The following is a 24,161-nucleotide window of genomic DNA, read 5'->3' as shown; positions in this document are numbered from 1 at the left end:
TTTCTACAATCGGCAGATGGATGTGAACAGTGCTCAGTTTGAAAATCTCCAACAGGTGTCTCGGATACAGGAATGGGCGCGGGAGCTGGGATTTTCCCAAATCGGCGTGGCCCCGGTAGATTTAACCTCCGCCGAGGCGGGTCTGACTGCCTGGCTGGCCCAGGGGTTCCACGGCAGCATGGCCTATATGCAAAGCCACGGCCTGAAACGGGCCCGCCCGGCGGAGCTGGTGCCGGGCACCGTGAGCGTGATCACCGCGCGCATGGATTATCTGCCGCGCAGCACGCCTACTGGCTGGCAGGCACTGGAATTTGACCGGCTGAAGCGTCCCGGCGAGGGCATTGTGTCGGTCTACGCCCGGGGGCGGGACTACCACAAGGTGCTGCGCGCGCGGCTGCAACGCTTAAGCGACCGCATCGCCGCCGAGCTGGGGCCGCTGGGCTACCGCGTGTTCACCGACTCGGCCCCGGTACTAGAGGCCGAGCTGGCCCAGCGCAGCGGCCAGGGCTGGCGCGGCAAGCACACCCTGGTGCTGAACCGCGAGGCCGGGTCGATGTTTTTTCTGGGCGAAATCTATATGGACCGGGCCTTGCCTCCCACGCCTGAGACCACCGGCCACTGTGGCAGTTGCCGCGCCTGTATCGATGTGTGCCCGACCCAGGCCATCGTGGCCCCGCAGCGGCTGGATGCGCGGCGCTGCATCTCTTACCTGACCATTGAGCACGCCGGGCCGATCCCGCTGGAATTCCGCCCGCTGATCGGCAACCGGATTTACGGCTGCGACGACTGCCAGCTGGCCTGCCCCTGGAATAAGTTCGCCCAGCGCAGCGCCTTGCCCGACTTTGACGAGCGCCGGGGCCTGAGCGGCCAGCAACTGGACACGCTTTTCGGCTGGACCGAGGACGAATTTTTGCGCTACACCGAGGGCGGCCCGATCCGCCGCATCGGCCATGAACGCTGGCTGCGCAATGTGGCGGTGGCGATGGGGAATGCGCTGAAATCCGGAAATGCGCTGCGGGCCGGGGACGATGCGGACATCCGCCAAGCCTTACAGCAGCGGGCGGACGACCCCAGCGTGCTGGTGCGCGAGCACGTGGCCTGGGCACTCCAGCACAGCGCGTGAAGTGGGGGCACATAAATTTCACTCAATTTGTAAGAGAGTGAAACTAAATCCCCCCTATCATTGAAAAACTTACGGTGCCTGCATAGGTGGGCCTCATTTATTTTCATACAGCGGTACATGCAATATGGGTGTCATCGGGATGGGATGTGATGTGTTTAAAGCATGCTGCTTGCCTGCTGTGGCCTGACTTTCGGTCGCCCCAGCATGCGCCACATTGCACACTATTGGTACCGTTCTCTGGCCGCTGCCACCCGTTGGTTGGGGCGCTATCCCCGCATGGTGGGGATTGTGTGTGGCTACAGCATGGCCTTGCTGGTGGCCCTGGCCTTGCTGCTGGTGTCGTTCCAGTGCCAGCTGCAAGCCCTGGAGCAAGGCCACACACAGATTGTGCGCAGCATCCACGCGGTGCAAGAAGATGTGGGCGGCTTGCTGGACCAGCTCAACCAGTCTTTCGAGCCGGTCTGTACGCCCGCCAACCTGGAGCAGCTGCGCTTTTTTCTGTTTAGCTACCGGTATGTGCGCGATATCGGCATGCTCAACGCAGACCAGCAGTTGTTTTGCACCAGCATTACGGGGCTGCTGCCCAAGCCCTTTGCCTCGGCCGCCGGTGGGATTGATGTGCCGATAGGGCGCATCTATATACAAACCCCTTTGCTGTTGGCCGGGCAGCGGCTGCGCGCTACGGTGGTGGAGCGCGGCCGCTTCAATGTGGTGGTGGGGCTGAATGCGAGCCACGAAGCATTGGCCGCGCATGCCGATGCTATTTGGGTCGGGAGCGGGGCGCAGCGGGTGGCCGCATACGAAGGGCGGCGGTTTGGTGTGCTGGGCGCGTCGCCACCTGCCGCGTGGCATTTTTGGGGCCCGGAGCCGTGGGTATTTGTGCTGACCACGCCCGTGTCGGGCAATGCGATCACGCTGCAATCGGTGCTGCTGCCCCAGGATCTGTATCTGGGTTCCCGCGTGGTGTTATGGGGCAGCATCGTGCTGTGCGTGTTGCTGGGGTTTTTCATGACCGACGCGGTCACCCAGCGCTGCCGCTACTTTTGTTCGGTAGAGCACCGCATCCGTTTCTTGTGCAAACCCGCGCATGTGGTGTGCCACTACCAGCCGATCATTGACCTGGCCAGCGGCCGCCCTATCGGTTGCGAAGTGCTGGCCCGCCTGCAAGATGGCAAGCAGCTGGTCTACCCCGACCTGTTTATTCCGGCGCTGTTAAAGAATAATTTGGCCTGGGCCTTTGATGCGGCGGTGAGTGCCCATGCGCTGCGCGAGCTGGGCCCGGCCTTGCGCGGCAGAGCCGACTTCAAAGTGGCGCTGAATTTTTTTCCCCAGAACCTGCAACGCGATGCCATTGAGCCGCATCTGCGCGCCTGCTTGGATGCCATCGGCCACAGCGACTGGAAAATCGAGCTGGAGGTCACCGAATACAACTTTGCCCCCGAGATCGTGCCCGAGCTCAAACGCCTGCAAGCCGACGGCTACTTCATCTCCATCGACGACTTCGGCACCGGCTATTCCAACCTCGGCATGGTCAAGAAAATGGCCCCCGACTTCCTCAAAATCGACCGCTCCTTTGTGCACGAAATGGACGATGCGTCCCTGCGCTCCAGCCTGATCCCCGAGATCGTGGCCATCGCCCGTGCCGTGGGCAGCGAGGTCATCGCCGAAGGCATCGAAAAAGAAGCCCAGTACACCCAATTGCGCGACCTGGGCGTGCGCTACGGCCAAGGCTATTACTTTGCCAAGCCCATGCCGCTGGCGGAGTTGTTGCGTTATTTAGATGCCAAATAGCCCGCTAGCGCTTATAGAATATGCGCAGGCAGCTATATTTACCGTAGCACGCCCAGTGCAAACGGCAAACTCAGCATGGCCAGCAGGGTGGACATGCTCACCAAGCTGGCCGTGAGCGCGCCGTTGTAGCCCATCTTGGCCGCCAGCACGTAGGCGCTGGAGGCGGTAGGCAGGGCCGAAAACGCCAGCAGCACGGTGGCGTGGATGGGGCTCAGGCCCATCGCCCAGCCCAGGCCCAGCGCAATCAGCGGCAGCACAAAGTGCCGAATCCCCAGCACCGACACCGCCAGTACCTTGGCCCGGGCCAGAGGGCCAAACTGCATGCCCGCGCCCGCTGCCAGCAGGCCCAGGGTGATGGCGGCAGCCCCGATGCGGCTGCTAGTGGGTTCCAGCCAGCGCGGCATCTCAAAGCCCAGCAGGTTGGCCGCCAGCCCGGCCAGGATGGCCAGAATCAGCGGGTTGCGCAGCAGCGCCGCGCCAAACCCGGCTTGCGAATGCCGCGCCATCGGCCACACCGCCGCCACGTTCATCAGCGGCACGCACACCCCAATCAGCACCGCAATCAGCTGTGGCCCTTGCGGCCCGGCCAACCGCTCGGCCAGGGCCAGGGCAATGAAGGAGTTGAAGCGGAAGGCGATTTGCGCGTTGGCCGCGTGCTCGCGCAGGTTGATGTGGGTGCGCAGCCAGGGCAGGTAGGGCAGGGCGTAGGCCAGGGCAATGGCGCACAGGCTCAAGGCCAGCCCGGCAAAAATCAGGCTGGAGGCGGCAAACAGGTCCAGCGGGTTCTTCACAATCGATTGGAACAGCAGCACCGGCAGCAGAAAATAATAGGTCAGACTCTCCACCTGCTCCCACACAGTGCGGTTTAACCCGGTGTAGCGGCATACGAGGTAACCGCACAAAATCAATGAGAAATCAGGAAACAATAGCTGGGCATAGTTCATGCAATTGAGAATAACAGCCTGATCCCCCTTTTTTCCCCTAGAGGAGACATATGACCCGTAGCACTTTTATCACCCTCAGCCTGCTGGCCGCCGCCAGTGTGGCCCAGGCCCAGACCTACCCGAACAAGATCATCAAGCTGCAAGTGCCGTTTGCGCCCGGTGGCACCACCGACATCATTGCCCGCACCATTGCCGACCCGCTGGGCCGGGCGCTGGGGCAGACGGTGATTGTGGAAAACAAGGCCGGTGGTGGCGGCATCATTGGCGCCAATGAGACCGCCAAGGCCACGCCCGACGGCTATTCGCTGGGCATTGCCACGGTGTCCACGGTGGCGGCCAATCCGGCCATCAACCCCAAAACGCCGTACAACCCGCTGACCGACTTCACCCCCATCATCAACATCGCCGCCACGCCCAACATCATTGTGGTGACGTCCGGCTTTCCGGCCAAGGACTACAAAAGTTTCATTGCCGAGCTGAAGAAGTCACAAGGCAAATACTCGTTCGCGTCGTCGGGCACCGGCACCATCCAGCACCTGCAAATGGAGCTGTTCAAAAGCAAAACCAGCACCTTTGTGACCCACATTCCCTACCGGGGTGCGGGCCCGGCGCTGAACGACACGGTGGCCGGCCAGGTGCAGATGATGCTGGACAACCTGCCCTCGGCCTTGCCCTTCATCCAGGCCGGTCGTCTGGTGCCCATCGTGGTGGCCGCGCCGCAGCGGCTGGCGATTTTGCCCAATGTGCCGACCTTCAAAGAGGTGGGCCTGGAGCCGGTGAACCGCCTGGCCTTCTACGGCATCTATGGCCCCAAAGGCTTGCCGCGTGAGGTGGTGGACAAGATCAACGCCGGTGTCCGCAAGGCGTTGGAAGACCCCGCCGTGCGCAAGCGCATCGAAGACACCGGCTCCATCATCGTGGCCAACACGCCTGAGCAGTTTGCCGACGAGATCAAGGCCGAATTCGCGGTGTACAAAAAAGTGGTGACCGACTCCAAGCTGACGCTGGAGTAACCGGGGCATGGGCGCAGACCGTATTGATGCCTTCATAGATGCCCTGTGGCTTGAACACGGCCTGTCCCCCAACACCCTGGCGGCCTACCGGCGTGACCTGAGCCTGTTCTGCGTCTGGCTGGCAGAGCAACCTGTGGCGCTGGATGCGGCGCAAGAGGGCGACATCTCGGCCTACTTTGCCGCCCGGCACAGCCAGACCAAGGCCACCTCGGCGAACCGGCGCTTGACCGTCTTCAAGCGCTACTTCCGCTGGGCGCTGCGCGAGGGGGCGGTGCTGGCCGACCCCACTCTCAAGCTGCAACCGGCCCACCAAAAGCCGCGTGACATCAAAATTCTGAGTGAGGCGCAGGTCGATGCTCTGCTGGGCGCGCCCGATGCCGATACCCCTTTGGGCCTGCGCGACCGCGCCATGCTGGAGCTGATGTATGCCAGCGGCCTGCGGGTCAGCGAGCTGGTGCTACTCAAAACCTTCCAGCTCAGCCTGAACGACGGCGTGCTGCGGATCAGCGGCAAGGGCAGCAAGGAGCGGCTGGTGCCGTTTGGCCAGGTTGCCCGCGTCTGGCTGGAGCGCTACCTGGCCGAGGCCCGCCCCGACATCCTGGCAGGCAAGCAGACCGACGATTTGTTCGTCACCTCGCGCGGCGACAAAGCCGGGCGTGCCATGTCGCGGGTAATGTTCTGGGTGCTGGTGCGCAAATACGCGCTGGCGGCAGACATCCACACCCCCTTGTCGCCGCACACCCTGCGCCACGCCTTTGCCACCCATTTACTGAACCACGGGGCCGACCTGCGGGCGGTGCAAATGCTGCTGGGGCATGCCGATATTTCTACCACTACCATCTACACCCACGTGGCCCGCCAGCGCCTGCACGACCTGCACGCTGCGCACCATCCACGGGGGTAGTGGCACACCCCCAGGCTATAGCGCAAGCGCTTTTCGCCCCCCTTTGCAGGCATGGGTATCTACACAATTCCGGCCAAGAATTTTTTGGCGGCAGTTCAAAGTGGCCCTCCGTGGCGATGGCATTGCGGGATGTGCAGTTCGACCTGGATGCACCAGCGCGGCAGGCGGTGATGGACAAAGTCAGCGAATGGATCGCCAAGATCCAGCCTTCGTGGCACGGCATTGGTGGCGTCTACTGGCAGCCGCATCGCCTTGCGTTTTGTCTGCGCATGGCCCGATGTGGTCGGCCAGGGGTACCAAAGCTATGTGAGTGCTATGGATTTATAGAAAATTCTCTTGCGGTGAACAGGCCGCTGGCGCAAATATTGCCTGCGGTGGGTGCTATCCCTTTTCATCCACCGGCCCAGGAGTATTTATGAACCGCCTTGAGATCACCGAAAAAATCATCACCGTCAAAGTGGCCAAAGGTATCCAGTGGGCCGACGTGGCCAAGAAGGTTGGCCAGTCTAAAGAATGGACAACGGCCGCCTGCCTGGGCCAGATGACCTGTGACCCCGCGCAGGCCAAGGCCATCGGCAAGATCTTCGGCCTGACCAGCGACGAACAAAAATGGCTGCAGGTGGTGCCTTACAAAGGCTCACTCCCTACCCCCGTGCCCACCGACCCGTTGATCTACCGCTGGTACGAAATCGTCAGCGTCTACGGCAGCACCATCAAGGAGCTGATCCACGAAGAATTCGGCGACGGCATCATGAGCGCCATTGATTTCAGCATGGACATCGAGCGCCAGCCCGACCCCAAGGGTGACCGGGTGCGGGTGGTGCTGTCGGGCAAGTTCTTGCCGTACAAAACGTATTGATGGGTTGAACCGCCCCCGGCGGCGGCTGCGCCCTTTTACGGCGCAAAGGCATCTATGCCTACAGCCGGGCGCGCAGTATGCCGGTAGAGTGTGCCACTGCCCATCTACCGAAAGCGACCCCATGCATATCCACGCCTCCCACCCGTTCCACGCCTTGTTTGACCAGTTGGGCCTGCCCTCCGACGCGCAGGGTATTGCCCATTTTTTAGCGATGAACGCGCCCTTGCCGGGCAATATCGAACTGCCGGACGCGTCCTTTTGGTCGCCCGCGCAGGCCACGTTCTTGCGCGAGGCCTTGGCGCACGATTCCGACTGGGCCGAGTTGGCCGATCAGCTGAGCCAGGCTTTGCGGGCGGTTAAGACCGTCCCCACAACATCCTGAACATATTTTTAGGCCATTAGTTCGGCCAATTGCGCTCGCAGCGCGGCGTTTGCGGCCGTTAGCTCGGCCACGGTTTGCTTTAGTCGGGCGATGATGCCTTCGGGCGAATCGGGCTCGGTGCGCTCCACCGCCTTGGCGGCGCGCACCTGGCGGGCGGCCTGTTGCAGCTCTTTCTTGCCCCCGGCGGCGGCGGCCATTTGTGCCTCGGCGGGCAGGGTGGCCACGGTGGCGGCGGTGCTGATGGAGATGGTGCCGGCTTTTACCGCCGCCACCAGTTCGGGCGCGGCCGATTGCTGGATTTTTTCAATCTGCGTGAAGGTGCTGTTGCTGATGCGGGCCGACTTGGCCAATGCCTCGCGGGTCAGCACCGGCCCGGCTTTGGGGGCGGCTGGCGCGGGTGTAGCCGACTCTTCCCATGGCGCGGTGGCGGTGGCCGGGGCTTCGGTTTGGATGGGCTTTTCGCGTCCGGCCAGGATGTCTTTTTTGCGCAGGGCCAGCACGCCGCGCTGGAAGTCCGACACGCTGCGCCGCCCCAAATGCTGGTCAATCATCCACAGATGTACATCGGCCAGCGACTGGAAGCTGGCGTTCTGCATGGTGCTAAACGGCAGTCCGTGCTTTTGGCAGATGCCGTAGCGGTTGTGCCCGTCTACCAGCACATCGCCCCACAGCACCAGCGCATCGCGGCAGCCCTCGGCCAGAATGCTGCGCTCCAGCGCGGCGTGCTCGTCGGGGGTGAGCGGGTCGATATAGGCCAGCAAGTCGTCGTTAACGGTGATGTTCATTTTGAGAGGAGGGGGGCAATCAGAGGGGCGCGATTGTAGAAGGGCGGTGCGGGCCTATACGTCCGTATGTGGTGCGCCCCGTGCGCAATGGCTATCTTTGGGCTGCATCTGCGCACCTGCGTAGGCGTGCAACCCGGAGGCGTTGATGATCCTGCGCAAAAACCATTCCAAAACCACCTGCCTGCTGCTGATTGAGCACGATGCGGAGTTTTTACTGCGCATGGCCGATGCCGTGGCGCAAGACGACCAGCTGGTGCTGGCCGCCGCCGTGTCGCTGGGGGCTGCCGCCATCCAGTTGATGGCCCGGCAGGCCCCCGACGTGTTGGTGCTGGACCTGACGCGTTCGCCGAAACAGGCCTTTGATGTCATCCGCCACACCGCCGCGCACCATCCGGCGACCGACATGGTGCTCATTACCCACGTGGGCGATAACGCCTCCATGTTGGCCAGCATGGAGGCGGGGGCCAAAGGACGGCTGACCCACCACCGGGCCGTTGACCGGCTGGCCCGCTGCATCCACGCCCTGCGCACCGGGCCGGCGTGCTGTCAAACTACCTGCGCTGCTTAATTTCCTTTCCATACATGCCCCAGACCGCCCTTATTGTTGAAGACCACCCGCTCTACCGAGGGGCACTGGTGCATTTGATGCATGCCATCGTGGGCGAGGCGGGCACGGTGGCGGTGGGCTCGGCCGAAGAGGGCTTGCGCCGGGCTGCCGATATGCCCGATCTGGGCGTCATCTTGCTGGACCTGGGCTTGCCCGGCCTGAGCGGGATGGAGGCGATCCATGCCTACCAGCGGGTCTGCCCCGGCGTGCCCTTGATCGTGGTGTCGGCCTCTGAAGACCGGCAAGAGGCCACGGCGGCGCTGCGTGCGGGGGCGAAGATTTTTATGTCCAAGGCGGTGTCCACCGACACCATGGCCGATGCGGCGCGGCGGGCGTTGGCCGGGGCGCTGGATTTGCCGGAATGGATCACCGCGCACGGCAAGGTGCCGATAGCGGGTGTGGGCCCGTTAAAGCTCACGCCCCGCCAGCACGACACGCTGGTGCTGCTGTCGCAGGGCCATTCCAACAAGGAAATTGCCTTGCGCATGGGCTTGGCCGAGATCACCGTCAAAGTCCATGTGTCGGCCGTGTTCCGCCTGCTGGACGTGGTCAACCGCACCCAGGCTGTGCTGGCTGCGCGCCGCCTTGGGCTGTGTGCCGAGTCCGCCGAACCCGCTACGCCGGGCAGTGTGGGCGATGCATAAATGACCGTGCGCCCTCCGTGGTTGCGCCGCGCGATGCACAGCCTGGTGACGCGGGTGTTTTTAATTGGTCTGGTGGTGCTATTCGTTGGCACCGCATCGCGCAGTTATTTGATCGAAAAATACCTGCGCATCGAAACCCAGGCCAGCGCCGTGGCGCAGCAGCAGGCCCTGGCCCGGCATGCCGCGCAGGCCATTGCACAAAAAATCCAGCTGCGCCAGGACGCGTTGCAGCGCGTGGCAAGCAGCCTGCCCCGGGCCTTGCTGGAGCAGCCGGAACCCCTGAGCGCCTGGCTGCATGCGCGGCTGGCGTTAACGCCGTGGCCGTTCGCCGGTCTGTGGGTGGAGGCCGCCAACGGGCAGGCGCTGGCGCACTATCCGCCCGCTGCCCCAGCTTTTCAGAGCGCGCAGCCCGGTGCCGACACGCGGGTGCACATAGGCCGGGTGGGCGATGACGCTGCTGTGTCTATCAGCGTGCCGCTGCATGGCCCCGATGGGCGGGTGCAGGCCGTGCTGCGGGGGGTGGCCAGGCTGAAAGAGATGGGCCTGTTCGAGCCGCTGGAGAACTATAAAAACGCCCAGCAGGGCGGCTATGCGCTGGTGTTTCCGCAGGCGCGGCAGGTGCTGACGGCGGGTGATGCAGCCCATACCCTGCACGCCCTGGCCCCGCCCGGTGCGGATGCGCTGATGGACCATGCCGCCAACGGCCATCTTGGTGCCGGGATGTGGCTCCATGCTCCGCCGGGCGGCGGCCCCCGTACCGAGCAGTTTGCCGCGCTCGCACCGGTGCCCAGTGTGGGCTGGTCGGTTGTCGCCTATGTCCCCACCCACGAGGCGTACGCGCCGATCCGGCGGATATTGGCCCGCACCGTGGACACGCTGCCGCTGCAACTGGCGATTTACTTTCTGCTGTCGGGCACGGCCTTGTATTTTTTGCTGTACCCGTTGACCCGTTCTGCCCGCTATGCCGACCGTATGAGCCGGGGCGAAATTCCGCTGGCCGAGCTGCCCATCGTCTACCAGGACGAGGTGGGCGACCTCACCGCCGCCTTCAACCGCCTGCTGGCCCACCTGTCTGAAAAGTCGCAAGAACTGACTTCGCTCAAAGAGATTGCCGAAACCGCCACCCTGGCCAAGTCGCGCTTTCTGGCCGCTGCCAGCCATGACTTGCGCCAGCCCATGCACGCCTTGAACTTGTACCTGGGCGCATTGGCCGGCTGCGACTTGCCTGCCACGGCGCGCCCGGTGATGGCCAGCGTGCAGTTGTGTGCGCAAACGATGGACGAAATGTTCCGCGCATTGCTGGATATCTCGCGGCTGGATGCGCACGTGATGCAGCCCGAATACAGCGCCTTTCCCATCGCCGTTTTGCTGGAAAAAATCCACCTCGAATTCGCCCCCCAGGCGCAGGCCAAGGGCCTGGTGCTGCGCATGGCCCCGTGCACGGCCACCGTCTACAGCGACCCCGAGTTGCTGGAGCGCATCCTGCGCAACCTGGTCAGCAATGCGGTGCGCTACACCCAGCGCGGCAAGATTCTGGTGGGCTGCCGCCGCACCGCGTCGGGCGTGCGGCTGTCCGTGTGGGATACCGGCCCCGGCATCGCGCCCGACCAGCAACGCGCCGTGTTTGACGAATTCCACCAGGTGGGCAACCCCGAGCGCGACCGCTCCCAAGGCCTGGGCCTGGGGCTGGCCATCGTGCAGCGCTTGGCCCTGCTGCTGAACGCACCGCTGGCCTTGCGCTCCCAACTGGGCCGTGGCAGCGTTTTTTCGGTGGAGCTGCCCTGTGCCTTGGCCAGCGACACGCGCCCCATGCCCGCGCCGCTGGCGGTGGTGGGCACCCCTACAACGCTGGCCAAACGCTTTATTGCGGTGATTGACGATGAAGCCCTGATCCTCAACGCCACGCGCTTGCTGCTGGAGCAGTGGGGCTGCACCGTGGTGACCGCCGCATCGGGTGCCGAGATGGTGGCCCTGCTGGGGGCGTGTGCCCGCGTGCCCGATGCCATCGTTTGCGACCACCGCCTGCGTGGCGATGAAACCGGTGTAGATGCCATTGCCGCGCTGCGCAATGAGTTCAATAGCGACATCCCCGCCTTGCTGATCACCGGCGACACCGGCCGCGACAAAATCCAGGCCATCCAGGCCTCCGGCTTGCCCTTGCTGCACAAACCCTTGCAAGACCATGCGTTGAAGGCGGCCCTGTTGCAGCTGATTCGCTGAGCATTTCCGTCCGGGCGGGCGGGGCGATGTGCTATTTAAGTTATAGCTGCTAGTGCAGGTGGTACATGCGGAAAGTGCCAATTTCCTCTATATTGTGCGGTGGTGTGCATAGAGTCGTCTGCGCGACGCATAAAGTAGACTCGCAAGGACGCGATAAGAGAGCGCTTCGCCGCGCCCCCCCATTTGTTCACCCATTTGTTCAATCCCTGAGAGGTTCATCCATGGCTGCCGGAAAATCCAAAATCATCTACACGCTCACGGACGAAGCGCCCATGCTGGCGACCCACTCCTTGCTGCCCATCATCAAGACCTTCACCAGCCAAGCCGGTATCGATGTGGCCAGTGCCGACATCTCGGTGGCCGCCCGCGTGCTGGCCGAATTCCCTGAATTCTTGAGCGACGCACAGAAAGTGCCCGCTACCCTGGTCGAACTGGGCCGCCTGACCCTGCTGCCCGACACCAACATCATCAAGCTGCCCAACATCAGCGCCTCGGTGGGCCAGTTGCAAGCCTGTATCAAGGAATTGCAAGGCAAGGGCTACGCCATCCCCGACTTCCCTGAAGATCCGAAGACCGACGAAGAAAAGTCCATTCGCACCCGCTACAGCAAGTGCACCGGCAGCGCCGTCAACCCCGTGCTGCGCGAAGGCAACTCGGACCGCCGCGCCCCCAAGGCGGTGAAGGAATACGCCCGCAAGAACCCGCACAGCATGGCCGAGTGGAGCCAGGCATCGCGCAGCCACGTCTCGCATATGCACCACGGCGACTTCTACCACGGCGAAAAGTCCCTCACGCTGGACCGCGCCCGCGACGTGCGCATGGAACTGCTCACCACCAGCGGCAAGACCGTCGTCCTCAAGCCCAAGGTGTCGCTGCTGGACCGCGAAGTCATCGACAGCATGTTCATGAGCAAGAAGGCGCTGGTCGAGTTCTACGAGAAAGAAATCGAAGACGCGCACAAGACCGGCGTGATGTTCTCGCTGCACGTCAAGGCCACCATGATGAAGGTCTCGCACCCCATCGTCTTTGGCCACTGTGTGAAGATTTTTTACCGCGAAGCCTTTGCCAAGCACGGTGCGTTGTTTGAAGAGTTGGGTGTCAACGTCAACAACGGCATGGCCAATCTGTACGAGAAAGTCGCCACGCTGCCCACGGCCAAGCGCGAAGAAGTGCTGAAAGACCTGCACGCCTGCCACGCCCACCGCCCCGAGCTGGCGATGGTCGATTCGGCCAAAGGCATCACCAACTTCCACTCGCCCAACGACGTGATCGTGGATGCCTCCATGCCCGCCATGATCCGCAGCGGCGGCAAGATGTGGGGCGCCGACGGCCGCCTGAAGGACGTGAAGGCCGTGATGCCCGAGTCCACCTTCGCCCGCATCTACCAAGAAATCATCAACTTCTGCAAATGGCACGGCGCGTTCGATCCCCGGACGATGGGCACGGTGCCCAACGTCGGCCTGATGGCCCAGCAGGCCGAAGAATACGGCTCGCACGACAAAACTTTTGAGATTGCCGAAGACGGCGTGGCCAACATCGTGGACATCGCCACCGGTGAAGTGCTGCTGACGCAAAACGTCGAAGCGGGCGACATCTGGCGCATGTGCCAGGTCAAGGATGCCGCCATCCGCGACTGGGTCAAGCTGGCCGTCACCCGCGCCCGTAACTCCGGTATGCCCACCGTGTTCTGGCTGGATGCCTACCGCCCGCATGAAGCGCAATTGATCACCAAGGTCAAGATGTACCTGCACGAGCACGACACCAGCGGCCTGGACATCCAGATCATGTCGCAGGTGCGCGCCATGCGCTTCACGTTGGAGCGCGTCATCCGTGGCCTGGACACCATCAGCGTCACCGGCAACATCCTGCGCGACTACCTGACCGACCTGTTCCCTATCATGGAACTCGGCACCAGCGCCAAGATGCTGTCCATCGTGCCGTTGATGGCCGGTGGCGGTATGTACGAAACCGGTGCCGGTGGCTCCGCGCCCAAGCACGTGCAACAGCTGGTGGAAGAAAACCACCTGCGCTGGGATTCGCTGGGCGAGTTCCTGGCCCTGGCCGTGTCGCTGGAAGATTTGGGGCTAAAAACCGGCAACGCCAAAGCCAAGTTGCTGGCCAAAACCCTGGATGCCGCCACCGGCCAACTGCTGGACACCAACAAAGGCCCGTCCAGCCGTACCGGTGAGTTGGACAACCGTGGCAGCCACTTCTACTTGGCCATGTACTGGGCCCAGGCCCTGGCCGCCCAGACCGAAGACGCCGCACTGCAAGCCCACTTCGCCCCCCTGGCCAAAGCCCTGGCCGCAGGCGAAGCACAAATCGTCGCCGAACTCAAGGCCGTGCAAGGCCAGCCTGCCGACATCGGCGGCTACTACCTGCCCGATGCCGCCAAGACCGAGGCCATCATGCGCCCCAGCGCCACTTTCAATGCGGCTCTGGCTGCGGTGGGTGTGTAATGTGTAGGGCGCGAGTTGCTATGTAAAATATAGCTTCTTGCGCAGGTGGAATAAGCGCTAGAGGCTTATTTCATGCTTAATTAAAAAAGGCGGCTTCTTGCACAAGAAGCCGCCTTTTTTTGGGCCATTATTTTTACAACTTGCCGTACTGGGTACCGCCCGTCATGCCTCCGCCCTCCAGCGGCATCAGGTCCGACAGGTATTCCTGCTCGCCCACGCGCACCAGCGGCGGGGCCTTGCCGTGCTCCAGGGCCGCCATGAACGCGGCGCGCTCGTCGGCAGACACGGGCTGGTAGCGTTGCCGTGACAGGCTGGCGGCGGGTGCTGCAATACCGGCTGCGGTTGCCACAGGTGTGCGCTGATCGGTCTGCTCGAAGCTGCCGCTGCGGGCCGGGTCGCTGGCCCGGGCGCGGCGTTCAAACGCTTCCTCGTTTTCGTTGACGCGCCAGTAGATGCCGTCGATCACCACCCCGTAGCGCCGGTAGGCGGCGGTGCGCATGTTCTGCTCTATGGCCGAAAAGCTCTTGGTTCGGGCCTGCGCCCCCGCCACAAAAGACTTCGCCACATCCACCATCGCAATAAACCGATGGTGCCGTTCGTCCACCGGCATCACTTTGAACCGGTATGTGTGCGAGAGCACCTCCATCGACAAAAAAGTCTCACGGATCGACTGGTAGAGCAGCTCTTTGCGGTAGGTCTTGCGCTCTTCCAGGCCCATGCGTTGGCTGGGCACGGCTGTGAGTGTGCTGCTGGGCGGAAGCGGTGCGCGTTGGAACTTTTTCAGGAAGGCAAACATAGACAGGCTGGGGTGGGTGACAGAGGTCTGCATTCTGCGCTGTCCAGCAGCCCCCCTCGCTACTGTTTGAAGCGTGCCGCCAGCGCATCCGCCCCGGCAATCAGCAAATGCATATCCGTGCCCACGCCGACCATGGTGGCGCCCTGGGCCAGGTAGGGCTCGCCCTTGCCGTCCACTGTCAATATGCCCACGGGCTTGCCAGCGGCCACGCCAATGGCTATGGCCTTGGCTATCGCGGCCTGCACCACGGGGTGGCCGCTCTGGCCCCGGTAGCCCAGGCTGGCCGCCAGGTCGGACGGGCCGATGAACACCGCGTCTACGCCGGGCACGCGGCAGATGGCCTCCAGGTCGTCGAGCGCCTCGCGGGATTCGATTTGCAGGATCACGGCGATCTCGTCGTTGGCGCGGGCCATGTAGTCGGTGCAGCGGGTGTAGCCGCCGCCGCGCGTGCTGCCCGCCACGCCACGCAGGCCCTCGGGGGCGAAGCGGGTGTAGGACACGGCCTCTGCGGCCTCGGCGGCGCTGCGGATGTTGGGCACCATCAGGTTGGTGGTGCCCGCGTCCAGCAGGCGTTTGATGAAAGCGATGTCGTTCGATGGCACCCGCACTACCGCTGCGCTGGGGCTGCCGCGCAGGGCCAGCAGTTGGGTGCTGACGGTATCCAGGTTGCTTTGGGTGTGCTCCATGTCAAGCATTAGCCAGTCGAACCCGGCGTGCGCCAGGCATTCCACCGTGGGTAGAAAGGCAAAGTTGCACCACAGGCCGATGAGCGGGCGGCCCGAGGCCAGGGCTTGTTTGAAGGTGTTGGGGGGGAGGGTGTGCATAGTTGTCTCTTTATTATTTGGCAGTTGGTCAGGGCATCAATTGCCCGCCGTTGACTTCGATGATCTGGCCGGTGATGTAACCGGATAGTGTTTCGTCGGCCAGAAATAGGTAGGCCCCCACGCAGTCTGCCGGGGTGCCGGTGCGGCCCATGGGGATGGATTTGCGTGCGGCTTCCAGCTGCTCGGGGCTGGAGTTGCGGGTGTGGAAGTCGGTCAGGATCACGCCCGGGGCCACGCCGTTGACGCGCACGCCATGCGGGGCCATTTCGCGGGCGAACACGCGGGTCATGGTGCTCACAAAGGCTTTGGCCGCACCGTACAAGCCCACGCCTTCGCTGCCGCCGGTGCGGGCCGCAATGGAGGTGGTGGTAATCATGCTGCCCCGGCCCGCCGCACGCATCACGGGTGCGGCGGCACGGCAGATGGCGAAGGCGGCGTGCACGTTCAGGCCCATCACGCGGTCGTAATCGTCGTCGGTGGCCAGCTCTAGCGGGCGGCGGCCAAACATGTCGCCTGCGTTGTTGATCAACACATCCAGCCCGCCGAATGCGGCCACGGTTTGGGCTATCAGCGGCTGGGCCACGGTGCGGTCTTGCAAGTCGCCACCCAGCGTGATGGCCGTGCCCCCGGCGGCGCGGATGGCGGCGGCCACCGATTCGGCGCCGTCCTGGTTGCGGGAGTAGTGCACCGCCACCTGCGCGCCCAACGAGCCAAAGGCCAGCGCCACCGCCGCGCCAATGCCGGAGCCGCCGCCAGTCACCAGCACGCTGCGGCCCGCGAATTGCAAGGATTTTGAAAAGTCGCTCATGCCAATGTCTCCAGTTTTTGTAGTGCGGTTTTGCGTAGACCCTCAACCAGGGTCATGGCGTATTCGGTGGCATCGACCATGCTGTCGGCGCTGGCGATGCCCTTGCCTGCGATGTCGAAGGCCGTGCCGTGGTCTACCGAGGTGCGCAGAATCGGCAGGCCCAGGGTGATGTTCACGCCACTCACCGCGTTCCACGCGCCGGTGGCGGGGTCGATGGAAAAGCCCAGCAGCTTCACCGGGATGTGGCCCTGGTCGTGGAACATGGCCACCACCGCGTCGAACTGGCCCGCGCGCAGCTTGATGAACACCGTGTCGCCCGCCCACGGCCCGGTCACCAACTGGCCTGCGGCGGCGTATTCGGCCACGATGGGGGCGATGATCTCGCCGTCTTCCTTGCCCAGAATGCCGCCTTCACCGGCGTGCGGGTTCAGCCCCGCTACCGCAATGCGCGGCTGGGGAATGCCCAGGGCGCGCAGCGCGTCCAGCGTCACGTCCAGCACGCGGCGCAGGCGCACCGGGGTCAGGCGCTTGGGTACTTCCGACAGCGGGCAGTGGGTGGACACGTGGCTTACGCGCATGCCGCCGTGGGCCAGCATCATCACGCCGTCGCGCATGCCGGTCAGGTGCGCCAGCATCTCGGTGTGGCCCTCAAACGGGTAGCCCGCCAGGTGCAGCGCCTCTTTGCACAGCGGCGCGGTGACGATGGCGTCGATCTGCCCCGCCTGCGTCATCTGCACCGCCCGCTCCACCGCCAGGTACGACCATTTACCTGCGGCGGCAGACACCTGGCCCAGCGGCATGGGGCCATCGACCGGGCCCACGTCCACCATATTCACGATGGGCAGCGGCGCGGCATCCAGGCCCAAAAGCTGGGTGGCGCGGGCCAGCGAGGCAGCGCAGCCCAACACGGTGAGCGCGATGCGGCCTTGCTCCACCCACGGGCGCATCTGGTGGGCGGCCTTGACGATGATCTCGGGGCCAATGCCCGCCGGGTCGCCCATGGTCAGGGCGAGGCGAATGGGTTTGCTCATAAGGCGGTTTCCTTGTGTGTGAGGGTTGCCAGTAAGGCGGATAAATCGTCCGGCGCGCCAAACGCCCCGGAGCGGGAATAACAGGCCACGCCGTGCCACGGCCCGCCCAGCAAAGTCGCCCGGCCCCAGCCGCTGCGGGGGCTGGCGCAGGCCCGCAGGCTGTGCACGCCCGCCGCCTGGCACAGGGCCAGCAAGGTATCGCCGCCGACCACCACCAGGTTGTCGGGGCGGCGCAGGGTGCGTACCAGCGCCTGGGCGCGCTGTTGCAGTTGCGCCTGGGCCTCAGAAGCGGGCAGGGGCTGGGGGTGGGATAGGTCGTGCAGGGCGATGGCCCCGATTTGCCCGCGCACCACCGGGTGGCGGCTGGCGGTGATGGTGTGGGTCAGGCCGGGTGTAGGTGATGCGCTGCGTGTCGGCGCGTGCTGCCCCTGCCGCGCCAGCGCCCCGGCCAACCCGGCGCTGCCGCACCACAGCCAGCGCGGGGCTGGGTGGCTGGCCAGCCGGTCCAGGTCGGCATCGCACAGCACATCCGGTACCAGTACGCCGCCCTGTGCGTCGGGCGCGTCACCGCTGCGTACCGTAAGGCCCACGGCGGCAAACGCCGCCCGCAGGTCGATGGTCTCGCTGCCCACGCGGTGCTGGCCGCCCTGCGTTAGCCGCCCTTGCGCCGGGTAGGCCGGGGCGAACACCACGCCGTCAAAGCCGCCGTAGCGCAGCAGCCAGGCGACTTCTGCAAAGCTGTTGCCGCGCAGCAGGCTATCGACCTTTTTAAACGCCAGTGTGCCCGGCGCGGTGAACCAGGGCAGGCAGGCTTGCAGCAGGCCGGGCAGTGCGGCGGCGGGTGCATCACGCGTGCCCGTGGCCCAGGCCTGGATGGGGGGTGCGGACGAGGGGGAATCTGGCGCTTGCAGAAACACCGGCACCTCCTGCGCGCCGGTAAACGCGGCGGCGGAGTCCAGCGCACCGGTCAGGTCATCGGCCAAGATGCGCCACAGGCTCATGCCACCGACACCTGCGTTACCTGCAATCCGGCTTGGATCAGTGCGTCAAGCGCGACAGGAGGCACGCCGCTGTCGGTAATCACCGCGTCGAACTCTGCCAGCGTGCAGATGGTCATGAAGGCGCGGGGGCGGAACTTGGACGCGTCCACCAGCAGGCGCTTGGTGTGGGCGGCCTGCATCAGCGCGCGCTTGACGGCGGCGACTTCGGGGTCGGTCTCGGACAGCACGCCGTCGGTGATGGCATGCGCGCCCATCAGCAGCACATCGGCGCGGATCTGGCGGGCACCGCTCAGCACCTCGTCGCCCATCAGCGTGTTGCTGCCGCTGCGCAGCATGCCGCCCAGCACGTGCACGCGGATTTGCGGGCTGCTGCCCAGCAACTGGGCGATGGCCAGGTCGTTGGTCACGGCCACCAGCGGGATGTGCCGCTCCAGCACCGCGCGGGCGGCTTCGATCACGGTGCTGCCGCTGTCAAAGATCACGCTCTGGCCGGGCTGCAGCTCGGCGGCGGCAGCGTAGCCAATGGCACGCTTTTCACGCGGCGACAGCTCGGCGGCGGCCACCGGGTCGGGCTCGAAAGTGCTGTAGTGCTGCTGGCGCAACAGCGCGCCGCCGTGGGTGCGGTCGAGCACGCCGTCGGCCTCCAATGCGTCCAGGTCGCGGCGCAGGGTGGACACCGACGCGTCCATCGCCTGGGCCAGCTGCTGCAAGGTCACCGCACCGTGGCGGCGCAGAAAGTCAACGATGCGGTCGCGCCGCTGGCTGGGCAACATGGTGACGATGGCGAGGGCTTGCGGGTTGGTCATGGTAGATTTTGCTAGGGTATTCACCAATGAATAGGCGAATTGTAGAAATTTATCTTGATTGTATTTGGTAGATTGTGAAAGAATTTGAAGCATGTTGCAAGATGGCTGTTTGCAACAGGCAACACACCCAACACATCCAACAACACACCGGAGACACCGCCCATGTTCGCAACCACCATCCCTTCCCGCCGCACCGTGCTCACCGCCGTGGCCCTGGCCGCAGCCGCCTGCCTGCCCGTTCTGGCGCAAGCCCAGGCCTACCCCCACAAGCCGGTGACGCTGATCGTGCCGTACCCCGCTGGCGGTGCCAACGATGCCGTGGGCCGCCTGATCGGCCAAAAGCTGGCCGACACGCTGGGCCAGCCGGTGGTGGTGGACAACCGCCCCGGTGCGGGCACCACCATCGGCGCGGCGCTTGCAGCCAAGGCCGCACCCGACGGCTACACCATCCTGTTGGGGTCGCTGGCCAGCAACGCCGTCAGCCCGCACCTGATCGCCAACCCCGGTTACGACGCGTTGAAAGACTTCGCCCCCATCGGCTTGATCGGCGTGGCCCCCATCGTGGCCACGGTGAACAAGGAGTCGCCCTACACCAGCCTGAAGTCGCTGGTGGACGATGCCAAAAAGCGCCCTGGCGACGTGATGTACGGCTCGGCCGGCAATGGTTCGCCGTTGCACCTGGCGGGCGAGCTGTTTACCCAGGCTGCAGGGGCCACCATGACGCATGTGCCTTACAAGGGCGGCAATGCCCACACGATGGACTTGATCGGCGGGCGGCTGTCGGTGATTTTTGACACCACCACCGGTGCCATGCCGATGATCAAGGGCGACAAGATCCGCGCCATCGCCGTCTCGTCTCCCTCCCGTTTGCCCGAGCTGCCCAATGTGCCGACCTTTGCCGAGGCGGGCTACCCCGGCTTCGAGGTGCAGGGCTGGTACGCGCTGTACGTGCCCGCCAAAACTCCGGCCGACATCGTGGCCCGCCTCAGCGCCGACCTGGGCCGGGTGATGGCGATGCCCGAGGTGGACAGCAAGCTCAAGGCCCTGGCCGTGAAGCCCGCCTACGGCTCAGCCCAAGAGCTGGGCACGTTTACCCAGACCGAGTTTGCCAAGTACGGCAAGGTCATCAAGGTGGCGAATATCAAAGCCGACTAGTGCTTGCTGCATTGTTGTGTTGCTATGTAATTAGTAGCTGCTAGCGCATGTGGAATGTGCGCTAGAGGCCTAAAACATTCGTATCTTTAGCAAAATGCCCTGCGGTTGGGTGTATAACCAGCACCCCGTATACAACCCAGCGCACGCAGCGCTACAACAGCAAGGATTCGCACCATGGGCGCGCAGTGGAAAGCAAAAGGCAAGGAACTGGCAGCCAATGCCAGGGGCCGCGTATTTGGCAAATTGTCCAAAGACATCATGATCGCCGCGCGCAGCGGTGCCGACCCGGCCGCCAACGCCCGCTTGCGGCTGCTGGTCGAGCAGGCCCGCAAGGTGTCTATGCCCAAGGACACGCTAGACCGCGCCATCAAAAAAGGCGCAGGCCTGACCGGCGAAGCCATCAACTTCGAGCATGTCATCTACGAAGGCTATGCCCCGCACCGCGTGCCGCTGATGGTCGAATGCCTGACCGACAACGTCAACCGCACCGCCCCTGAAATGCGCGTGCTGTTCCGCAAGGGCCAGCTGGGCACCTCCGGCTCGGTAGCCTGGGACTTTGACCATGTGGGCATGATCGAAGCCGAACCCGCCGCCAAGGGATCGGATGCCGAGCTGGCCGCCATCGAAGCCGGTGCGCAAGACTTCGAGCCTGGCGAGGAAGACGGCAGCACCACCTTCCTGACCGACCCCGCCGACCTGGATCTGGTCAGCCGGGCACTGCCCGCACAGGGCTTCACCGTGCTGTCGGCCAAGCTGGGCTACAAGGCCAAGAACCCGGTAGACCCCACCAGCCTGAGCGCCGAGCAGCTGGAAGAGGTCGAAGCCTTTCTGGCCGCCATCGACGCGAATGACGATGTGCAAAATATCTTTGCAGGGCTAGGCTAACCCCCGGGTTACAGCGCAAGCGCTTTCCACCAACCCCCTTTTCCGGGGGGCAACACCAGCCGCTTGGCGGAGCCCGCTCTGCGGTGTTTTTGGTGGGCCCTCGTTCTGGTTGAACGACGGGGCCTCTCTTTCGATGTATCAACCTAAAAATGTTAAGGGGTTGGCCTCTGGCAGATTGCAGGGCGTAACCACCTGGACGGCAGAGAGCCGCAGCGGCAGCCCCGGTGCCGCGCCCTGGGCTGCCATGACCTGCATGCAGGCCTGGCGCATATCGTGCACCAGGTCGTGGGCAATGAACACCCGGCAGCGGCGCTGGGCCTGCGCAAATGCCTCCAGAATGGCAGCATTGGCCCCGCCGATGGAGTACACCGCCTCGATCTCCGGGCTCAGCAGCAGGCGCTGGCGCACCAGGGTCACGGTGGCATCGTGCAGGCCCAGACCTTCGCTGACCTCGTGCAGCACCAGGTGCGGGGGCAGTCCACACTGTTCTTCGAAGCCCTGCGCCGCACGCTCTGAAGCCTGTCGCCATGCCGCCTGTAGGGGCTACTTATCCAGTACTTCAGCCGTAAGGGCTGACAGCGCTGGGGCCCTAAAAGTTTTGATTTTTTGCCTCCCCCGGTTCGTGAAAATTTGTAACGTAATTTCCGGATAAGACTAAGATCGGCAGCAATCGATACCCACGACCGTGGGGAGAACCTGCGAAAAGATATGGCCCTGTCGATTCCTTCCCAAGACCCGGGCCTTACCCCCCTCAGCAACCCCATAGCATCGTCCCGGCGGTTCCGCTTGGTACTGGTGGTGGGGTTGGTGTGTGCCAACCTGCTGGTGCTGGTGCAGTCGGGTCATTTGCTCTATCGCAGCCGCCAGAATGCCGAGCAGCGGGCCGAGGCCCAAACCCAAAACATCGCCAGTGCACTGGACCACGCAGTGTCCAGCGACATCGAGAAGGTGAATCTGGCCTTGCACACCGTGGCCGATGAACTAGAGCGGCAACTTACGGGCAAAGGGATTGACGAAGCGGCCATGCAGGTTTTTTTGGCCCGGCTGGAGCACCGTCTGCCCCAGGTGGAAGCCCTGCGAGTGGCACAGGCCGATGGCTTGGTGGTGCTGGGTCGGGGGCTGAACAAGGCCGAAGGCAATAGTTGGGCTGACCGAGACTATTTTGTGGCGCTACGCGACCATACAAAATCCGGGCTCCATATCTCCAAGCCGCTGGTGGGGCGGGTGTCCCGGCAATACGTGATTTCATTTGCGCGGCGCTACAACTACCCCGATGGCCGTTTTGCCGGTGTGGTGGCTGCTCCAATTGCGATCCGCCATTTTTCACAGCTCCTGGCGCAGTTTGACCTGGGGCCCAACGGCTCGCTGATCTTGCGCGATGACGATATTGGCCTGGTTACGCGCGTGCCCGCGATTGCCGATAAGCCAGCAGGACAGTTGGGTAGCAGCAGCGTGTCCAAAGAGTTTCGGCAGTTATTCCAGTCGGGGGCCCGCACCGCCTCCTATTTCACTACGGCCAGTGCGGACGGGCTGGAGCGCATGTCCACATTTCACCGGCTGCAACAGGCCCCGATGGTGGTGATCGTCACTATGGCCCAGCGCGATTACCTGGCGGGCTGGAACCTGGAGCTCTACCGCACTGTGGTGATGGCGGGCAGTTTTTTGCTGGTGTCGGTGCTGCTGGGGGCCATCTTGCTGCGGTCATTACAGCAAACCGACAAGCACCAACGCCTGCTGGAAGCACAGTTGGCCAAGATTTCCACCTTGCAAGCCCTGCTGCAAGAGCAAGCTATCCGCGACCCGCTCACCGGCCTGTTCAACCGCCGCTACCTGGACGAAACCCTGGTCCGTGACCTGTCCCGCGCCATGCGCGAAGGCCATGCGCTGGCGCTGGCGCTGCTGGACCTGGACAGCTTCAAGCGCATCAACGACACCTATGGACACATGGCGGGTGACCAGGTGCTGAAAACTCTGTCGGCCTTGCTGTGCAAAGGTGCGCGCCAGAGCGACACGATTTGCCGCTTTGGTGGCGAGGAATTCCTCATCGTGCTGCCCAAAATGTCGCTTGACCAGGCGCGGCAGAAGGTGGACGCGTGGCGGCTGGAGTTTGCTGCAACCCCCATCCCGTTCGGCGACGCCAGCTTGCACGTGACGTTTTCTGCAGGCATTGCGGTCTACCCGCTGCACGGGGCCGACAGTGGCGCGCTGATCGCCTGTGCCGACAAGGCCTTGTACCGCGCCAAACAAGCCGGGCGCAACTGCGTGCTGTCCTGAGAAGCGCAGATCTAAGCCGTAGCCTGGGCGCGTTGCTGGCTGGCGTAAGTGCTACATTTATAGTAGCTTTGTGTGCAGGCTAAATAAGCCCGAAAGCCTTAAAAGTCTCTGAACATGGACCGGGCTACACCCGCCGCTGCACCGCCGCCGAAAACGTCACAAACGTCACAAACGTCACAAACGCCGCCGCCGTGGTCACCAGAATGGTGCGGGCGATACGCCCGTTGTCGGCCCCGAAGCGCTCGGCCAGCAGCGTCACGTTGCTGGCGCTGGGCAGGGCTGCCACCAGCACCTGCACCTGCAAGGCAAACGGGTCCAGCGGCACGCCGCAGCGCATGGCCGCCGTGCCCCCCCACCAGCATGTGCGAGCGCGCCAGCACCGCGCCGCATGCCCCATGCCGTGCATGCCCGCCGTGTCCAGCTGCGAAAGCGCAATGCTCAGCGATGTCGTCACCACCACTTCCACCACAATGGCCCCAAACGCCGCGTCGTTCCAGCCGAAGCACACGTGCGGCTGAACCCCACCGTGCCCGCCACGATAACCAGCCCGCACAGCAGGTAGGTGAAAAACGCGCTACCGTCCAGCAACTGCGCCAGCGGCGTGCTGGCACCAAACCGGTACAGCATGCAGGACGAAGAAGAGTACAAAGCCGTTCATGCCCGCTATCGCCTCCAGCGGCAACATGCGGTGGCACGCGGCGATGTATCCGGCCAGCACAAGTGCAAAGAAAGGGGGCTCTCTTCCGTTTCGGGTGGCGCACCACGGGCTAGAAAATTGTGTTGACATCCAATCCCAAAGGAGAAACACAAATGCAAGAAGCGTTATTTTGCCAAGCACTGGGACTGTCAG

The 24,161-nt window shown here is 63.9% G+C and carries 23 protein-coding genes and 1 pseudogene; 14 read left to right on the top strand and 10 right to left on the bottom strand.

All coding sequences use genetic code 11. From position 1 onward, the window contains the following. The first annotated feature begins 64 nt into the window (after positions 1–64). Both queG and AC0969_RS17130 read left to right on the top strand, forming a co-directional pair. Positions 65–1,123, top strand: a complete 1,059-nt coding sequence (gene queG, locus AC0969_RS17135) for a tRNA epoxyqueuosine(34) reductase QueG (protein WP_479625401.1) — start codon at positions 65–67, stop codon at positions 1,121–1,123. Positions 1,124–1,327: 204 nt separating this feature from the next. Next, entirely contained in the window at positions 1,328–2,914 is a 1,587-nt protein-coding gene (locus AC0969_RS17130) for an EAL domain-containing protein (protein WP_479625368.1), read from the top strand. Positions 2,915–2,952: 38 nt separating this feature from the next. Here AC0969_RS17130 and AC0969_RS17125 read toward each other — a convergent pair whose 3' ends face one another. Next, a complete protein-coding gene (locus AC0969_RS17125; protein ID WP_479625367.1) occupies positions 2,953–3,858 on the bottom strand; it encodes an AEC family transporter in 906 nt (301 codons plus the stop codon). Between the two features lie 50 nt (positions 3,859–3,908). Here AC0969_RS17125 and AC0969_RS17120 point away from each other — a divergent pair, with 50 nt between their 5' ends. The 5 genes from AC0969_RS17120 to AC0969_RS17100 all read left to right on the top strand — a co-directional run bounded on the left by AC0969_RS17120 (position 3,909) and on the right by AC0969_RS17100 (position 7,016). Continuing rightward, entirely contained in the window at positions 3,909–4,871 is a 963-nt protein-coding gene (locus tag AC0969_RS17120) for a tripartite tricarboxylate transporter substrate binding protein BugE (protein ID WP_479625366.1), read from the top strand. Positions 4,872–4,878: 7 nt separating this feature from the next. Next, a complete protein-coding gene (gene xerD / locus AC0969_RS17115; protein WP_479625365.1) occupies positions 4,879–5,775 on the top strand; it encodes a site-specific tyrosine recombinase XerD in 897 nt (298 codons plus the stop codon). 110 nt (positions 5,776–5,885) lie between these two features. Beyond that, a complete protein-coding gene (locus tag AC0969_RS17110) occupies positions 5,886–6,194 on the top strand; it encodes a hypothetical protein (RefSeq protein WP_479625364.1) in 309 nt (102 codons plus the stop codon). Next, positions 6,191–6,634, top strand: coding sequence for a cyanase (gene cynS, locus AC0969_RS17105; protein WP_479625363.1), 444 nt, complete (start codon positions 6,191–6,193; stop codon positions 6,632–6,634). The genes AC0969_RS17110 and cynS overlap by 4 nt, the downstream gene beginning before the upstream one ends. A 121-nt stretch (positions 6,635–6,755) precedes the next feature. Then, positions 6,756–7,016 (top strand): DUF2789 family protein, encoded by a 261-nt coding sequence (locus AC0969_RS17100; RefSeq protein ID WP_479625362.1) that lies wholly within the window; start codon positions 6,756–6,758, stop codon positions 7,014–7,016. Positions 7,017–7,024: 8 nt separating this feature from the next. Here AC0969_RS17100 and AC0969_RS17095 read toward each other — a convergent pair whose 3' ends face one another. Beyond that, positions 7,025–7,801, bottom strand: coding sequence for a ParB N-terminal domain-containing protein (locus tag AC0969_RS17095; protein ID WP_479625361.1), 777 nt, complete (start codon positions 7,799–7,801; stop codon positions 7,025–7,027). Between the two features lie 145 nt (positions 7,802–7,946). On the opposite strand from AC0969_RS17095, the gene AC0969_RS17090 reads away from it, so the two are divergent. The 4 genes from AC0969_RS17090 to AC0969_RS17075 all read left to right on the top strand — a co-directional run bounded on the left by AC0969_RS17090 (position 7,947) and on the right by AC0969_RS17075 (position 13,731). Beyond that, positions 7,947–8,369, top strand: a complete 423-nt coding sequence (locus AC0969_RS17090; RefSeq protein WP_479625360.1) for a response regulator — start codon at positions 7,947–7,949, stop codon at positions 8,367–8,369. A gap of 14 nt (positions 8,370–8,383) precedes the next feature. Next, a complete protein-coding gene (locus AC0969_RS17085; RefSeq protein WP_479625359.1) occupies positions 8,384–9,052 on the top strand; it encodes a response regulator in 669 nt (222 codons plus the stop codon). Continuing rightward, positions 9,053–11,272, top strand: coding sequence for a hybrid sensor histidine kinase/response regulator (locus tag AC0969_RS17080; RefSeq protein WP_479625358.1), 2,220 nt, complete (start codon positions 9,053–9,055; stop codon positions 11,270–11,272). It begins immediately after the preceding gene. 221 nt (positions 11,273–11,493) lie between these two features. Continuing rightward, complete coding sequence (locus AC0969_RS17075) at positions 11,494–13,731, top strand: NADP-dependent isocitrate dehydrogenase (protein WP_479625357.1); 2,238 nt, start codon at positions 11,494–11,496, stop codon at positions 13,729–13,731. 133 nt (positions 13,732–13,864) lie between these two features. On the opposite strand, the gene AC0969_RS17070 is transcribed toward AC0969_RS17075, so the two are convergent. From AC0969_RS17070 to AC0969_RS17045, 6 genes are read right to left on the bottom strand one after another with little or no spacing between them, the layout of a single operon-like run. After that, positions 13,865–14,560, bottom strand: coding sequence for a hypothetical protein (locus tag AC0969_RS17070; protein WP_479625356.1), 696 nt, complete (start codon positions 14,558–14,560; stop codon positions 13,865–13,867). A gap of 26 nt (positions 14,561–14,586) precedes the next feature. Continuing rightward, complete coding sequence (locus AC0969_RS17065) at positions 14,587–15,351, bottom strand: HpcH/HpaI aldolase family protein (protein WP_479625355.1); 765 nt, start codon at positions 15,349–15,351, stop codon at positions 14,587–14,589. A gap of 28 nt (positions 15,352–15,379) precedes the next feature. Beyond that, positions 15,380–16,159 (bottom strand): SDR family NAD(P)-dependent oxidoreductase, encoded by a 780-nt coding sequence (locus AC0969_RS17060; protein ID WP_479625354.1) that lies wholly within the window; start codon positions 16,157–16,159, stop codon positions 15,380–15,382. After that, positions 16,156–17,190: a 4-hydroxythreonine-4-phosphate dehydrogenase PdxA gene (pdxA, locus tag AC0969_RS17055; RefSeq protein ID WP_479625353.1), complete on the bottom strand. Its 1,035-nt coding sequence runs from the start codon at positions 17,188–17,190 to the stop codon at positions 16,156–16,158. The genes AC0969_RS17060 and pdxA overlap by 4 nt, the downstream gene beginning before the upstream one ends. After that, complete coding sequence (locus AC0969_RS17050; protein WP_479625352.1) at positions 17,187–18,191, bottom strand: four-carbon acid sugar kinase family protein; 1,005 nt, start codon at positions 18,189–18,191, stop codon at positions 17,187–17,189. The genes pdxA and AC0969_RS17050 overlap by 4 nt, the downstream gene beginning before the upstream one ends. Beyond that, positions 18,188–18,997, bottom strand: coding sequence for a DeoR/GlpR family DNA-binding transcription regulator (locus AC0969_RS17045; protein ID WP_479625351.1), 810 nt, complete (start codon positions 18,995–18,997; stop codon positions 18,188–18,190). The genes AC0969_RS17050 and AC0969_RS17045 overlap by 4 nt, the downstream gene beginning before the upstream one ends. Before the next feature lie 162 nt (positions 18,998–19,159). On the opposite strand from AC0969_RS17045, the gene AC0969_RS17040 reads away from it, so the two are divergent. Next, positions 19,160–20,152 (top strand): Bug family tripartite tricarboxylate transporter substrate binding protein, encoded by a 993-nt coding sequence (locus AC0969_RS17040; RefSeq protein WP_479625350.1) that lies wholly within the window; start codon positions 19,160–19,162, stop codon positions 20,150–20,152. Positions 20,153–20,326: 174 nt separating this feature from the next. Continuing rightward, complete coding sequence (locus AC0969_RS17035) at positions 20,327–21,037, top strand: YebC/PmpR family DNA-binding transcriptional regulator (protein ID WP_479625349.1); 711 nt, start codon at positions 20,327–20,329, stop codon at positions 21,035–21,037. A gap of 138 nt (positions 21,038–21,175) precedes the next feature. Here AC0969_RS17035 and AC0969_RS17030 read toward each other — a convergent pair whose 3' ends face one another. Beyond that, positions 21,176–21,499 (bottom strand): hypothetical protein, encoded by a 324-nt coding sequence (locus AC0969_RS17030; RefSeq protein ID WP_479625348.1) that lies wholly within the window; start codon positions 21,497–21,499, stop codon positions 21,176–21,178. 246 nt (positions 21,500–21,745) lie between these two features. On the opposite strand from AC0969_RS17030, the gene AC0969_RS17025 reads away from it, so the two are divergent. Then, on the top strand, positions 21,746–23,311 hold the full coding sequence (locus AC0969_RS17025; RefSeq protein ID WP_479625347.1) for a sensor domain-containing diguanylate cyclase: 1,566 nt from the start codon (positions 21,746–21,748) through the stop codon (positions 23,309–23,311). Between the two features lie 124 nt (positions 23,312–23,435). Here the strand turns inward: AC0969_RS17025 and AC0969_RS17020 are convergent. After that, positions 23,436–24,098, bottom strand: a pseudogene (locus AC0969_RS17020) (hypothetical protein). Between the last annotated feature and the right edge of the window lie 63 nt (positions 24,099–24,161).

The sequence above is a fragment of the Rhodoferax sp. LB1P47 genome, from assembly GCF_056521445.1.
This window is presented reverse-complemented; position numbering and strand designations above follow the sequence as displayed.